The sequence below is a fragment of the Pseudomonas sp. MNR3A genome (genome assembly GCF_009650575.1).
GTDB classification, from domain to species: Bacteria; Pseudomonadota; Gammaproteobacteria; order Pseudomonadales; family Pseudomonadaceae; genus Aquipseudomonas; species Aquipseudomonas machongensis.
This window is the reverse complement of sequence record NZ_VZZS01000009.1, coordinates 1-13,401: the sequence shown is the minus strand read 5'-3', so window position 1 is coordinate 13,401 and position 13,401 is coordinate 1. Positions and strand designations below refer to the sequence as shown.

The 13,401-nt window shown below is 63.4% G+C and carries 12 protein-coding genes and 1 tRNA gene; 4 read left to right on the top strand and 9 right to left on the bottom strand.

Annotated features, from left to right (window positions below):
* The first annotated feature begins 10 nt into the window (after window positions 1-10).
* Window positions 11-661 carry a response regulator transcription factor ErdR gene (erdR, locus tag F6X62_RS07180; RefSeq protein ID WP_054891023.1) on the top strand — a complete coding sequence of 217 codons (651 nt, stop codon included), beginning with the start codon at window positions 11-13 and terminating at the stop codon, window positions 659-661.
* Window positions 662-733: 72 nt separating this feature from the next.
* On the top strand, window positions 734-1,099 hold the full coding sequence (locus F6X62_RS07175; RefSeq protein ID WP_054891022.1) for a diacylglycerol kinase: 366 nt from the start codon (window positions 734-736) through the stop codon (window positions 1,097-1,099).
* A 3-nt stretch (window positions 1,100-1,102) separates the two neighbouring features.
* On the opposite strand, the gene finR is transcribed toward F6X62_RS07175, so the two are convergent.
* Window positions 1,103-2,029: a LysR family transcriptional regulator FinR gene (finR, locus tag F6X62_RS07170; protein ID WP_054891021.1), complete on the bottom strand. Its 927-nt coding sequence runs from the start codon at window positions 2,027-2,029 to the stop codon at window positions 1,103-1,105.
* Between the two features lie 121 nt (window positions 2,030-2,150).
* On the opposite strand from finR, the gene fpr reads away from it, so the two are divergent.
* Window positions 2,151-2,930 (top strand): ferredoxin-NADP reductase, encoded by a 780-nt coding sequence (gene fpr, locus F6X62_RS07165; RefSeq protein ID WP_054891020.1) that lies wholly within the window; start codon window positions 2,151-2,153, stop codon window positions 2,928-2,930.
* A gap of 66 nt (window positions 2,931-2,996) precedes the next feature.
* On the opposite strand, the gene tsaA is transcribed toward fpr, so the two are convergent.
* From tsaA to rimO, 5 genes are all read right to left on the bottom strand, one after another.
* Window positions 2,997-3,692: a tRNA (N6-threonylcarbamoyladenosine(37)-N6)-methyltransferase TrmO gene (tsaA, locus tag F6X62_RS07160; protein WP_153773102.1), complete on the bottom strand. Its 696-nt coding sequence runs from the start codon at window positions 3,690-3,692 to the stop codon at window positions 2,997-2,999.
* A 7-nt stretch (window positions 3,693-3,699) separates the two neighbouring features.
* Complete coding sequence (locus tag F6X62_RS07155; RefSeq protein WP_054891018.1) at window positions 3,700-4,161, bottom strand: DUF1456 family protein; 462 nt, start codon at window positions 4,159-4,161, stop codon at window positions 3,700-3,702.
* A gap of 49 nt (window positions 4,162-4,210) precedes the next feature.
* Window positions 4,211-4,921, bottom strand: coding sequence for an rRNA pseudouridine synthase (locus F6X62_RS07150; RefSeq protein ID WP_153773101.1), 711 nt, complete (start codon window positions 4,919-4,921; stop codon window positions 4,211-4,213).
* Between the two features lie 111 nt (window positions 4,922-5,032).
* On the bottom strand, window positions 5,033-5,491 hold the full coding sequence (locus F6X62_RS07145; RefSeq protein ID WP_063545886.1) for a GNAT family N-acetyltransferase: 459 nt from the start codon (window positions 5,489-5,491) through the stop codon (window positions 5,033-5,035).
* Window positions 5,492-5,600: 109 nt separating this feature from the next.
* Window positions 5,601-6,932, bottom strand: coding sequence for a 30S ribosomal protein S12 methylthiotransferase RimO (gene rimO / locus F6X62_RS07140; RefSeq protein WP_054891015.1), 1,332 nt, complete (start codon window positions 6,930-6,932; stop codon window positions 5,601-5,603).
* 268 nt (window positions 6,933-7,200) lie between these two features.
* Here rimO and F6X62_RS07135 point away from each other — a divergent pair, with 268 nt between their 5' ends.
* Entirely contained in the window at window positions 7,201-9,099 is a 1,899-nt protein-coding gene (locus F6X62_RS07135; protein ID WP_153773100.1) for a potassium transporter Kup, read from the top strand.
* Between the two features lie 37 nt (window positions 9,100-9,136).
* Here the strand turns inward: F6X62_RS07135 and F6X62_RS07130 are convergent, their stop codons facing one another.
* The 3 genes from F6X62_RS07130 to F6X62_RS07120 form a co-directional block, all read right to left on the bottom strand.
* On the bottom strand, window positions 9,137-10,429 hold the full coding sequence (locus F6X62_RS07130; RefSeq protein WP_153773099.1) for a virulence factor family protein: 1,293 nt from the start codon (window positions 10,427-10,429) through the stop codon (window positions 9,137-9,139).
* Window positions 10,429-13,071, bottom strand: a complete 2,643-nt coding sequence (gene mprF / locus F6X62_RS07125) for a bifunctional lysylphosphatidylglycerol flippase/synthetase MprF (RefSeq protein WP_153773098.1) — start codon at window positions 13,069-13,071, stop codon at window positions 10,429-10,431. Before mprF ends, F6X62_RS07130 begins: the two co-directional genes overlap by 1 nt.
* Before the next feature lie 238 nt (window positions 13,072-13,309).
* Window positions 13,310-13,386 (bottom strand) — tRNA-Met (locus F6X62_RS07120).
* Between the last annotated feature and the right edge of the window lie 15 nt (window positions 13,387-13,401).

The following is a 13,401-nucleotide window of genomic DNA, read 5'->3' as shown; positions in this document are numbered from 1 at the left end:
CCCTGGATCGATGGCTACATATGAAATCCTGATTGCCGATGACCATCCGCTGTTCCGTAGTGCCTTGCGCCAGGCCGTGACCCTTGGCCTCGGGCAGGACGTACGTCTGGTGGAGGTGGCAAGCATCGCCGAACTGGAAACCCGCCTGACCGAGAAATCCGACTGGGACCTGGTCCTGCTCGACTTGAACATGCCAGGTGCCTATGGCTTCTCCGGGCTGGTCCTGCTCCGTGGGCAATACCCGCAGATTCCGGTGGTGATGGTGTCGGCGCAGGAAGAGGCGGCCGTGGTGGTCAAGTCCCGTGAGTTCGGGGCCAGCGGTTTCATTCCCAAGTCCAGCCCGCTGGAAACCATCCAGGACGCCGTGCGCAAGGTGCTCGACGGCGAAGTGTGGTGGCCGCCGCAGGCGTTCGAAAAGGTTGATGTGTCGGCCGAGGCCAAAGCCGCCAGCGAAGGGCTCGCAAGCCTGACGCCGCAGCAGTTCCGGGTGCTGACCATGGTCTGCGAAGGTTTGTTGAACAAGCAGATCGCCTACGAGCTGAGCGTTTCGGAGGCGACCATCAAGGCCCACGTCACCGCGATCTTCCGCAAGCTGGGCGTGCGCACCCGGACCCAGGCCGCCTTGCTGCTGCAACAACTTGAATCGGTTTCAGCCAACTGAGCCTTCCGGCTTCACGCTTTTTTGACCCAGGCTGGACTAGCCTGCAGGTCTTTTTCAGGTGAATTGACTCACATGTCGCCATTCAAGGGCCAGACCGGCCTGAAACGCATCTTCAATGCCGCCGGCTATTCGCTCGACGGCCTGCGCGCCGCCTTCAAGGGCGAGGCTGCCTTTCGCCAACTGGTGCTGCTCAATGTGCTGCTGATCCCGACTGCCTTCTGGTTGCCGGTCAGTCGCGGCGAGCGTGCGATCCTGATCGCGGTGTGTCTGCTGGGGCTGATCGTCGAGCTGCTCAACTCGGCGGTCGAGGCTGCCATCGACCGCATTTCGCTGGACCGTCACCCCTTGTCGAAGAACGCCAAGGACATGGGCAGTGCTGCGCAGTTGGTGGCAATGAGCATGGTGGCGCTGGTCTGGGGCGTAATTCTGCTCGGCTGACGCTCAGGCGATAGTCGGCAGCACGATCTCGTCGCTGCGCTGTACCCCCGCAGTGAAGCTGCGGCACAGCTCGAGAAACTCACGCATGGCTGAGGTCTGGTACTTCTGCTTGTGCCAGATGAAGTAGAACTGGCGCAGCAGATCCAGCTCCGGGGTTTCCACTGCCACCAGGCTGCCGCGCCTGAAAGCGTCGCGCAGCGCGAGGCGTGAAATGCAGCCGATCCCCAGACCCGACTCCACGGCGCGCTTGATCGCTTCCGTATGTTCAAGCTCCAGGCGGATGTTCAGATTGGCGCGGTGGTGGCGCATGGCCTGGTCAAAGGTCAGGCGGGTGCCTGAGCCTTGTTCGCGCAAGATCCACGCCTCCTGGGACAAGGCCTCGATATTGGCGCGGCCGACCTTGGCCAGCGGATGTTGCGGAGCGCAAAACACCACCAGTTCGTCCTCGACCCAGGGTTGCACCTCCAGGTCAGGGTGGTTGCAGTCACCCTCGATAAGACCCAGGTCAATTTCGTAGTGCGCCACCTGTTGCACAATGTGCGCTGTATTCTGCACGTGCAGCTTGACCTGGCTTTCCGGGTGCACCTGCATGAAGCTGCCGATCAGCAGCGTTGCCAGGTAGTTGCCGATGGTCAGGGTGGCGCCGACGGCGAGTGAGCCGAAGCCGGACTTGCCATTGAGCAGGTCTTCGATTTCCTTGGCCTGGTCGAGCAGGGCTACTGCTTGGGGCAGCAACTGATGGCCCAGGGCGTTGAGGCTCAGGCGCTTGCCGGCGCGATCGAACAGCTGGCAGCTGGACTGGCGCTCCAGTTCGGTGATGGAGGTACTGGCCGCCGACTGCGACAGGGCCAGTACATTGGCCGCTCGCGATACGCTTTGATGCTGGGCGACGGCGACGAAGACTTGAAGCTGGCGGAGAGTGAATCGCATATCTATATAACCGATAAGTCATATCTTGATAATTCAGTTAACAGATATTCTCGCTGCCCCTAAACTATCGCGCAACTGCGCGTCTTGCGCGCGCCGCGTTTTTCTTCAGGAGCCCCACTAGATGAGCAACATGAACCACGAACGTGTCCTCAGTGTGCATCACTGGAACGACACTCTGTTCAGCTTCAAGTGCACCCGCGACCCGGGCCTGCGCTTCGAGAACGGTCAGTTCGTGATGATCGGCCTGCAGCAGGAAAGCGGCCGTCCGCTCATGCGTGCCTATTCGATCGCTTCGCCGAACTGGGAAGAGCATCTGGAGTTCTTCAGCATCAAGGTGCCGGACGGTCCGCTGACCTCCCAGCTGCAGCACCTGAAGGAAGGCGACGAGATCATCATCAGCAAGAAACCGACCGGCACCCTGGTGCTGGACGACCTGAACCCGGGCAAGCACCTGTACCTGCTGAGCACCGGCACCGGCCTGGCACCGTTCATGAGCGTGATCCAGGACCCGGAAACCTACGAGCGTTTCGAAAAGGTCATCCTGGTGCATGGCGTGCGCTACGTGAACGAAGTCGCCTACCGCGAGTTCATCACCGAGCACTTGCCACAGAATGAATTCTTCGGTGAAGCGGTGCGTGAGAAGCTGATCTACTACCCGACCGTGACCCGCGAGCCGTTCGAGAACCAGGGCCGTCTGACCGACCTGATGCGCAGCGGCAAGCTGTTCAGCGACATCGGCCTGCCTCCGATCAACCCGCAGGACGACCGTGCGATGATCTGCGGCAGCCCGAGCATGCTCGACGAGACCAGCGAAGTGCTCGACAGCTTTGGCCTGAAGATCTCGGCGCGTATGCGCGAGCCAGGTGATTACCTGATCGAGCGCGCATTCGTCGAGAAGTAAGGCGAATTGCGGCATAAAAAAACGCAGACCAGGGTCTGCGTTTTTTTATGCCTGGAGAATGTGAATTCAGGCTTCGCGTGCGACCTCCAGCACCCGGATCACTTCCGGCTGCGGATAATGCCAGCGCACCTGCACATCCCAGAACTTTACCCCGTAGACGCGTTGCGCAGGCGGCACCTGGTAGGCCGGGCGCGGGTCCTGGGCCAGGCACTGCTCGATGAGCTCCACCAGTGGTTCTGCCAGGCGCAGAGCATGCTCGAGGGCCTGGTGCAGGGCACTATCGCTCCACTGCACGTTGATCGGCAGTGGCGCATCGCTGGCCATCTGGTTGACGGCATTGTCGATGCTGTCGGCGTAGGGCACGTAGGGTTTGATATCCAGCACTGGCGTACCGTCCAGCAGGTCGATGCCGGACAACAGCAGACGCCCCGGCTCCACGCCCTCGAGGCGCACCACCGACTGACCAATACCATTGGGGCGGTGGGTGGCGCGCGTGGCGAACACGCCCATGCTCTTGTTGCCGCCCAGGCGCGGTGGGCGCACCTTCAGCCGGGGCTTTTCTTCCAGTGCTTGATGGAACAGGAACAGCAGCCACACGTGGCTGACCTGCTCCAGGCCCTGTACCGCGTCACCCTGGTCGAACGGCGGCAGCAGCTCCAGCACGCCACGTGCGGCAGGCGCCAGGCGCGGCTGGCGGGGGATGGCGAACTTCTCCTTGAAGCAGGAACGGACAATGCCCACCGGTGTGACGCTGTGCTGCATGATCGGCTCAGCCACGTACGCGAAGGGTCAGGCCCTTGAGGAAGTTGCGCAGCAACTGGTCCTGGCAGGGCCGGTAGTTGTCATGCCCGACCTTGCGAAACAGCGCGCTGAGTTCGGGCTTGGACACCGCGAAATTGACCGACTTGAGAATCGCGTGCAGGTCATCTTCCTTCAGCTCGAACGCCACCCGCAGTTTCTTAAGCACGGTGTTGTTGGTCACCGGCAGCTCGACGGGCTGGGGCGCACGGCTGTCGTCCTTGCCACGGCGGTGGATCACCAGGCCATCGAGAAAATGGGCCATGACGCGTTCCGGGCAGCGCACGTAGCCGGCTTCGTCTTCCTTCTTGATGTAGCCGGCAAGCACCACCGGGTTCACTTCAAGGCCGGACAGGGCGATGATTTCGGCCATCTTGGCGTCGTTCACCTTGAGCATGTAGCGCAGGCTGCGCAGGACATCGTTGTGGTTCATGTGACTCGAATCCTTTTCAGGGCCGCACCTGGCGGCGCGGCGGTATCGCTTAGAAACGTTCGCTGGCGGCCAGGTAGCGCCACTGACCCAGGGGCAGCTTGCCCATCGACACACCACCCAGGCGAATGCGACGCATACCGAGCATTTCCAGGCGAAGGTAGGCGCACAGTTCGGAAATCTGCCCAGGCTGCGGGTTTTTCAACACCAGGCGCAGGTGGGTTTCGTTCTGCCAGCTGGCCTTGGCCCGCGGCAGTTCCCGGTCATTGCGCATGGCACCACGGGCCAGGCGCTCGAGCGCCTGCGGTGTGGTTTCACCGCGTACCTCGATGATGTATTCCTGCTCCAGGCGACGCAGGTCGGCGTCGATCTTGCGGGTCACCCGCCAGTCCTGGGTGAATACCTGCAGGCCGCTGGCGCCGCGTTCGAGCGGGGCGAGGCAAGTCAATCTGGCGAAGTGCCCGTGCAGGGGGCGCACGCCTTCGCGGTGGGCTTCGCTGAGGCTTGCCAGGTTCATGCTGGCGCGGGCAGCTTCACTGTCCTGGCCCTTGGGCTGGTTGAGCAGCAGGGTAACCGGCTCCAGTGTTTCGGCACGGGCACCCGGGAGCAGTTCGACACGCTGAGTTTCAACCTTGAACTGCGGTTGCTCGACCACGACTCCATCGACCGTGACCCAGCCGCCCTCGATGTACAGTTCGGCCTCGCGGCGGGAGCAGCCGAGCTGTTCGATGAGGCGTTTGGACAGGCGGACGGGTTCGGACATGAGCAGACATTCGCAGGGCAGGGAAAGGTGTCCATTGTACCCGTCCGAGCCGTGCTGCGGCTGGGAATCTGTGCCATTTCGGCCATTTGCACAGCGGTGGCGGCGCAGTTGCTAGCCCTGTGGGCGGATCAGTCGCATATGCAGCAGCGGATACGGCTGACCCAAGCCATCGGTTTCCGAGCGGCCCGCTATCTCGAAGCCCTCATGCAGGTAGAAACCCAGCGCCTGGGGGTTCTGTTCGTTGACGTCCAGGCGATCGGCGTTGAGCTCGGAAATGGCGTGGTGCAGCAGGCGCTTGCCAACGCCTTGGCCGCGGTGCTCAGGGGCGACGAAGAGCATGTCGACACGGCCATTGGCGACGCCGGTGAAGCCGAGGATCCTGCGTCGAGTGTCCCGGCAGCAGACCAGCATCACGGCGTCCAGATAGCGGCGCAGTACATGGTCGCGCAGCAGCACGATGTAGGCGTCGGGGAGAAAGTCATGAGTGGCGCGCACCGATGCTTCCCAGATACGGACCAGTTCGGGGTAGTCGCTGTAGTGGGGGGTATGTAGCGTCAGGTGCAAGGACATTCTGTATTCCTCGGGTAGTGAGGAAAACATAGATGCTGCAGCACAGGTGTGCGGATTTTTTCTGTCTGGCAGGCCCTTTCGCGGTGTTATGCGCGAAAGGGCGTGACGATCAGATGGGCTCGGCCCACATGTCGTATTCGTCGGCATCGACAATACGGCAACGGACCTTGTCGCCCGGCTTGAAGCCGTGGTCACCGTCGATGAACACGCTACCGTCGATTTCCGGTGCGTCGAAGAAGCTGCGACCTACCGAGCCCTGTTCCTCGACCTCGTCGATCAGTACCTCGATCTCCTTGCCGATACGCAGTTGCAGGCGTGCAGTGCTGATCGCCTGCTGGTGGGCCATGAAACGGTCCCAGCGATCCTGCTTGATCTCATCCGGGACTTCTTCCAGGCCCAGGTCGTTGGCTGGGGCGCCTTCGACCGGCGAATACTGGAAGCAGCCGACGCGGTCGAGCTGGGCTTCGGTCAGCCAGTCGAGCAGGTACTGGAAGTCCTCTTCGGTTTCGCCGGGGAAGCCGACGATGAAGGTCGAGCGGATCACCAGCTCCGGGCACTGCTCGCGCCAGTTCTTGATGCGCGCTAGGGTACGGTCCTCGAAGGCCGGGCGTTTCATGGCCTTGAGCACCTTGGGGCTGGCGTGCTGGAACGGGATGTCCAGGTACGGCAGGATCTTGCCGGCGGCCATCAGCGGGATCACGTCATCGACGTTGGGGTAGGGGTAGACATAGTGCAGGCGCACCCAGGCGCCCAGGCTGCTCAGCGCTTCGCACAGCTCGAGCATGCGGGTCTTGACCGGGCGACCGTTCCAGAAGTCGGTCTTGTACTTGACGTCGACGCCATAGGCGCTGGTGTCCTGGGAAATCACCAGGATCTCCTTGACGCCAGCCTTCACCAGGCGCTCGGCCTCGCTCAGCACTTCGCCGACCGGGCGGCTGACCAGCTTGCCGCGCATCGACGGGATGATGCAGAAGCTGCAGCTGTGGTTACAGCCTTCGGAAATCTTCAGGTAGGCGTAGTGGCGCGGGGTCAGCTTGACACCCTGCGGCGGCACCAGGTCGATCAGCGGGTTGTGGTCCTGGCGCGGTGGCACCACCTCGTGTACGGCATTGACCACCTGCTCGTATTGCTGTGGGCCGGTGACCGACAGCACGCTGGGGTGCACGTCGCGAATGGTGCCTTCCTCGACACCCATGCAGCCGGTGACGATGACCTTGCCGTTTTCCTTGATCGCTTCGCCGATCACTTCCAGCGACTCGGCCTTGGCGCTGTCGATGAAGCCGCAGGTGTTGACCACCACCACGTCGGCGTCTTCGTAGGTCGGAACGACTTCATAGCCTTCCATGCGCAGTTGGGTGAGGATGCGCTCGGAGTCGACCAGGGCCTTGGGGCAGCCCAGGGAGACAAAGCCGACCTTCGGCGTGGCGGGAGTGGTGGACATGACTAACCTCGGTATTGAAACAGGTCGCGCCTGCCAGTGGCGGCGCGATCCGGGCGGGCGTTTTTGGCGCCTCTGATCAAAAAGTGCGCAATTCTAGCGAGCGCAAGGTCGCTTGACCAGCAGAAAAGCGACGAGCGCTGCGCTATGCTTCGCGCCGTTGTGTCCGGGTAGCAATGATAGCCGGATGACGACAGCGGTCCGGGCGCTGCGAGCATGGCGTCCGGTGCGAATACTACCGGCCCCGAGGGGCCGTCTGCGGGAGTGGTCGATGGTTCAGGCAAGCAGTCACGCCGAGGGTGGGCATGGGGCGGCACGCCCTTTGGGCCTGCTGGTGGCAGCTGTTGGGGTGGTCTATGGCGATATCGGTACCAGCCCGTTGTATACCCTCAAGGAAGTCTTTACCGGCGCTTATGGCGTACAGGTCGACCACGACGGGGTGCTGGGCATCCTGTCGCTGATTCTCTGGTCGCTGCTGTGGGTCGTGTCGTTCAAGTACGTGATGTTCATCCTGCGTGCCGACAACCAGGGCGAGGGCGGCACCATGGCGCTCACTGCACTGGCGCGGCGTGCCACGGCCGCGCATCCGCGGCTGCGCATGCTGATGGTCGGCTGCGGGCTGGTCGGTGCCTCGCTGTTCTATGGCGACAGCATGATCACCCCGGCAGTCTCGGTGTTGTCGGCGGTCGAGGGCATGGGGCTGGCGTTCGACGGCATCGACCACTGGGTGGTGCCGATCTCGCTGGTGGTGCTGGTGGCACTGTTCCTGGTACAGAAGCATGGTACCGAGAAGATCGGCAAGGCCTTTGGGCCGATCATGGTTGCCTGGTTCCTCGTGCTGGCTGCGCTCGGCGTGCATGGCATCCAGCAAAGCCCGGAAGTGCTCAAGGCGTTCAATCCCGGGTGGGCGTTGAACTTCTTCATCGTCCATCCAGGGATGGGCGTGGCGATTCTCGGTGCGGTGGTGCTGGCACTGACCGGTGCCGAGGCGCTGTACGCCGACATGGGCCACTTCGGGCGCAAGCCGATCGCCCGTGCCTGGTTTGCCCTGGTGCTGCCAGCGCTGGTGCTCAACTACTTCGGCCAGGGCGCGATGCTGCTGCAAAACCCCGAGGCGGCGCGCAACCCCTTCTACCTGCTGGCGCCAAGCTGGGCGCTGCTGCCGCTGGTCGGGCTGGCGACGATGGCTACGGTGATTGCCTCCCAGGCGGTGATTTCCGGCGCCTTCTCCCTGACCCGCCAGGCCATTCAGCTGGGCTACGTGCCGCGCATGCAGATCCAGCACACCTCCAGTGACGAGCAGGGGCAGATCTACATTGGCGCCGTGAACTGGACCCTGATGGTCGGCGTGGTGCTGCTGGTGATCGGCTTCGAGTCTTCCGGCGCCCTGGCTGCGGCCTACGGGGTCGCGGTGACCGGCACCATGCTCATGACGACTATCCTGGTTTCTGCGGTGATGCTGCTGCTGTGGAAATGGCCACCGGTGCTGGCAGTGCCGCTGCTGGTGGGGTTCCTGTTGGTGGATGGGCTGTTCTTCGCCGCCAACGTGCCGAAGATCGTGCAGGGTGGTGCTTTCCCGGTACTGGCGGGGATCGTGCTGTTCGTGCTGATGAGCACCTGGAAGCGTGGCAAGCAGATTCTCGTCGAGCGTATCGATGAGGGTGGCCTGCCGTTGCCGGTATTCATCAGCAGCATTCGTGTGCAGCCACCGCATCGCGTCGAGGGAACGGCGGTGTTCCTCACGGCGCGTGCCGATGCGGTGCCCCATGCGTTGTTGCACAACATGCTGCACAACCAGGTGCTGCACAGCCAGGTCGTACTGTTGACGGTGGTCAGCGAGGATCGGCCGCGGGTACCGGAGTCTGAGCGCTTCGAGGTCGAGGCCTATGGCGACGGGTTCTTCCGCGTATTGCTGCACTTTGGCTTCATGGATGAACCGGACGTACCGGCGGCACTGCGCCTGTGCCATCTGGAAGAGCTGGATTTCAGCCCCATGCGCACCACCTACTTCCTCAGCCGCGAGACGGTGATCGCCTCGCGCCTGGAAGGCATGTCGCGCTGGCGCGGGAACCTGTTCGCGTTCCTGCTGAAGAATGCCAACGGCAACTTGCGCTTCTTCAACCTGCCGCTGAACCGGGTGATCGAGCTGGGAACCCAGGTCGAGATCTGATTGAAACGACAAGGGCCGCGATGCGGCCCTTGTCGTTTTACTGCTCGGCGACGTTCGACTTGCCCTGGCGGGTCTCGATCTCGCCGATCAGGCGCTTGGCCAGCGCCGGGTAGTTCTCGTCGAAGTGATGACCGCCTGGCAGCTTCATGCGCTCGCCCACGGCCGTCTTGTCGGTGCAGCCGCTCTCGTCGGTTTCTTCCACACCATAGATGCACACCACCTTGGCGGCAGGCAGCTTGGCCATCTCTGGTCCGGTCGGGGCCTCCTGGCCTTCCTTGCCCAGCCAGCCCTCCACTTCGATCTCGAAGCTGCCACTGCGGGCGAAGGCCAGCAGGATCACCGCGTCGATGCGCTTCTGGTCGGCCTCCGGCAGGCGATTGTAGATCGCCGGCAGTACATCGGCACCGAACGAATAGCCGGTCAGCACGAAGCGCTTGGTACCCCATTTCTGCCGATAGTGCTGCATCAGTTCCGACAGATCGGCAGCGCTCTGTTCAGGCGTCTTGTGCTGCCAGTAGTAGCGCAGGGTATCGATGCCGACCACCGGGTAGCCGAGCTTGGCCATCTCGCCCGCCACGTCGCGGTCCAGGTCGCGCCAGCCGCCGTCACCGGAGAGGAACAGGGTGACGGTATCGGTGGTCTGGCCGGCCGGCACTTCCACCACGGGAATGGCCAGGGCGTTGCCATCGCGCCCCACCAGGGCCTGGGTCAGCTGGGCCTTGAGTACCTGCGGCAGGTGAATGTCATAGTCGCTGATGCTGGTCTCGGCGTTGGCCTGGTCGCGCACGAAGGCAGCGCTGGCGTCGTCGGGGTTATCGTTCCAGGCCACGTTCCAGTGACCGTGGGCAGCGGTTTTAGGCAGCTCAAGCTTGCAGTCTGGTTGTTCGAGGTTGAAGTCGACCGAGATGGCTCGGGCCTTGTCGTCGTTCTGCCCGGCCAGCCAGCGCCAGGCCTGCGAGGCGCCTGGCCCGATGCCGGCAACCAGGGTCGGCTTGCCGGAGAGCTTGCCCATGGCCTGGTCCAATGCCACTTGCTGCTTGCTGCAGTCGCCGGTCGGCAGGATCACCTGCACCAGTTGCGCTTCACCGGCCTGGCTGAGATCCAGCAGTTGCTTGTCGGTCAGTGCCTGGTCATGGGGTACGCCAACCGCGACCAGGGTCTTGGTGCGCACGCCGGGAGTGACCCGGGTCAGATTACTGCCATCGTCCAGGGTGAAGTGCTCGATACGGGCTTCGGGGGCAGGGCGGGTCCATAGCCAGAAGGCCCCACCGCCAGCCAGCACGGCGAGCAGCAGGGGGATCAGCAGGTACAACCAGTAACGTCGGGTCATCAGCGTTTCACCAATCCAGTCAGGCCGCCAGCAATCAGGGCGGCGGTATCAGCCAGTGCAACCAGGGGGTCCAGCCCGGCTGGCACAGCCATGTAACGGGGTTCCCAGTCCGGCTGGAACTTGTCCTTGAAGCGCCGCAGGCCCTGGAAGTTGTAGAGCTGCTCGCCGCGCTGGAACACCATCGAACCCAAGCGTTGGGTCAGCGGTGCGCCGCGACGCGGTTGCAGGCCGGAAAGCGGGACCATGCCCAGGCTGAAGCGGGCGTAGTCGTGGCTTTTGTAATGCAGGATGAGGCCAAGCATCATGAATTCCATGGTCAGCTTCGGTGCCTCGGGATGCGCGCGCATCAGGTCCAGGCTGGCCAACTCGTTGCTGTGGGTTTCCAGCAGGTTGGCGAAGGCCACCGGACGGCCCTGGAAGCGGATCAGTGCAATTCGGAAATGTTGCAGGTACTCCGGGCTGAAGCGGCCCAGCGAGAAGCCTTTCTCGCGCACGTTCTTGCCAGCCAGCCAGGCGTCGGAGATTTCCCTGAGCTCCTGCAGGGGCGCATGCCCGGGTTCGTGGACTTCCAGGGTCAGGCCGTCGCGGCCGCCACGGTTCCAGGTGTAGCGCAGGTCCTTCATCTCCTTGCCCTTGGCTTCGAGGTCGAAGCGGCGCAGGTCGACCCGTGCCTCTTCGCCAAGCTTGATCGCGGTCAGGCCGATGTCCATGTAGAACGGCAGATTTTCCGCACGCACCTGGTAGAACACCGGGCGGGCGTGGTGCAGGTCGCAGAGGTCGCGGAACTGCCAGATCATTTCGGCACGCTCCTGGGCCGGGCCGATCGGGTCGTACAAGGCGACCAGGCTGCGGCCGCGACGGGCATACATGAGGAAGGCGTTGTCGTTGGGGTGGAACAGCAGCGCCTTGTCACCGGTCAGGGCCAGGCCACCGTCGGGCTGATCGGACGCCAGCAGAATGCGGTTGGCGCGCTGCAGTTCGTCTTCGCTCGGCAGGTGAATCACCGGGCGCGCGGTGCGCAGCAGCCAGGTCAGGGCGACGATCACCAGCAGTACTGCACTGCCAAGTGCAGCGCGCAGGCCGCGCGGAGCATCGGCGTCGAGGGTGAATTGCCACCACAGTTTGTGGCTGTAGGGGACGTCCTGATAGGCGAACAGCAGCAGCCATACCGAGGCACCGACCACGCAAGCGCTGGCTACCAGGTAGATCGGCGAGAACGGCAGCTCCAGCAGGCGGCTGGGGCGATAGAACGAGCGCCGGAACAGGGCGAGCAGGGCGGTGGTGAAGATCATCATCGACGCCTCTTCCCAGTCGAAGCCCTTGAGCAGCGACAACAGTGCGCCGGTCAGCAGCAACACCGTGGTCAACAGCCAGGCCGCCGACAGGCGGCGACGCAGGCCCTGTGCCAGCAACAGGCAGAGGACGCCGATCAGGCTTGCGCCGAAGTGCGAGGCGTCGATCAGTCGATGCGGGATGAGAAAGCCCATGTGCTCCAGGCGGCTATCGATCTCTGGGGTAACGCCGGAGAACAACAGCACCACGCCGGACAGAAACACCAGGATCGCCAGCACGGGAGCGGCGAGCCCGGATGCAGCCTTGATCGCCTGTTGGGCGAACAGCAGGCGGCGGGCTTCGTTTACCAGTAGCAGAACGCAGGCCACCAGCAACGGCAGCACCACGTAGATCAGGCGATACAGCAGCAGTGCCGCGGCCAGGGGCGCCGCGCCAAGCTCGTTGGCGAAGGCGGCGAGCAGGATCGCTTCGAACACGCCGACACCGCCGGGCACGTGGCTGAGTACGCCAGCGGCGAGGGCCAGCAGGTAGACCAGCACGAAAGCGCCGAATGGCGGGGCTTCGGGCAACAGCAGGTAGAGCACCGTGGCGGCGGCTGCGACGTCCAGCGCGGTGATGAGCAGTTGCAGGGCGGTCAGGCGTGCACCGGGCAGGCGCAGGGTGCGACGTCCGACCTGCACCAGCAGATTGTCGGCCAGAGGTTGCTCGGCGGCGCGGCGGCGATAGAGCCCCATGGCCAGGACGGCGCAGGCCAGTAATACCGCAACGGCGATGCTGCCCAGCAGTGTCGGGGACATGCGCAATGCGGTGGAGGCCGCGGTGAGGTCGCTCAAGGTGGCCACTGCTGCCAGCGGAGGCAGTGCGCAGCCCAGCGAGAGGCTGGCGAACACGGTCATCCGCGCGACTTCTGCAGCCCCCAGCCCCTTGCGCGCATAAAGGCGATAGCGCACCGAACCACCGGAAAGCATCGACAGGCCGATGGCATTGCCGATGGCGAACGCACTGAAACCACCCAGCACAAGCGTGCGGGGTGGAAGCTTGACACCTGCATAGCGGGCCGCGGACCACTCGTATCCCAGCAGGGTCACGAAACCTGCCACCGTGGCCAGCAAAGCACCGAGCAGCGCCTGCTTGGGCACGCTGAGCATGGCGTCATGCAAGGCATAGATGTCCAGCTCGCTCAGCAGGTGGCGGCAGGCGATCAGCGCCATGGCAAACAACAGCAGGGTTATCCCCAGGCCGATGGGCTGGCGGTATTTGCTGAGGCGTTCGAGCCACGGCAGACGCTGTGCTGCCGCAGGCAGGGCTGCGGTGATCGGGGCCTGGGAGTCTGGAGAGCGGGAGGTCATGAAATACCTCGTGCGGCGAGCGCGAGGGGGAGGAGACGTGCGGCCAAGTGAAAGTCCCTTTGGAAAACGTGTCCAGATAGTACTCCGGGTGGAGTAGGTTTATCCGTTTCAGGTTAGTTAAAGTTAGTTCATTGAGGTGCCAGACAAAGGGCAAAGCGCGTACGACAGGATTTTTTAAAGGGCAAACGCAACAAGCCCCGCACTATCCTGGGATAGGCGGGGCCTGTTCTGACGAATATGGTTGCGGGAGCCGGATTTGAACCGACGACCTTCGGGTTATGAGCCCGACGAGCTACCAGGCTGCTCCATCCCGCGTCAGTGGTGCGCATT

What these genes read in the sequence shown, in the direction of transcription:
- erdR (WP_054891023.1), top strand. Translation starts at nt 11, where the DNA reads ATGGCTACATATGAAATCCTGATTGCCGATGACCATCCGCTGTTCCGT.
- F6X62_RS07175 (WP_054891022.1), top strand. Translation starts at nt 734, where the DNA reads ATGTCGCCATTCAAGGGCCAGACCGGCCTGAAACGCATCTTCAATGCC.
- finR (WP_054891021.1), bottom strand. Translation starts at nt 2,029, where the DNA reads ATGCGATTCACTCTCCGCCAGCTTCAAGTCTTCGTCGCCGTCGCCCAG.
- fpr (WP_054891020.1), top strand. Translation starts at nt 2,151, where the DNA reads ATGAGCAACATGAACCACGAACGTGTCCTCAGTGTGCATCACTGGAAC.
- tsaA (WP_153773102.1), bottom strand. Translation starts at nt 3,692, where the DNA reads ATGCAGCACAGCGTCACACCGGTGGGCATTGTCCGTTCCTGCTTCAAG.
- F6X62_RS07155 (WP_054891018.1), bottom strand. Translation starts at nt 4,161, where the DNA reads ATGAACCACAACGATGTCCTGCGCAGCCTGCGCTACATGCTCAAGGTG.
- F6X62_RS07150 (WP_153773101.1), bottom strand. Translation starts at nt 4,921, where the DNA reads ATGTCCGAACCCGTCCGCCTGTCCAAACGCCTCATCGAACAGCTCGGC.
- F6X62_RS07145 (WP_063545886.1), bottom strand. Translation starts at nt 5,491, where the DNA reads ATGTCCTTGCACCTGACGCTACATACCCCCCACTACAGCGACTACCCC.
- rimO (WP_054891015.1), bottom strand. Translation starts at nt 6,932, where the DNA reads ATGTCCACCACTCCCGCCACGCCGAAGGTCGGCTTTGTCTCCCTGGGC.
- F6X62_RS07135 (WP_153773100.1), top strand. Translation starts at nt 7,201, where the DNA reads ATGGTTCAGGCAAGCAGTCACGCCGAGGGTGGGCATGGGGCGGCACGC.
- F6X62_RS07130 (WP_153773099.1), bottom strand. Translation starts at nt 10,429, where the DNA reads ATGACCCGACGTTACTGGTTGTACCTGCTGATCCCCCTGCTGCTCGCC.
- mprF (WP_153773098.1), bottom strand. Translation starts at nt 13,071, where the DNA reads ATGACCTCCCGCTCTCCAGACTCCCAGGCCCCGATCACCGCAGCCCTG.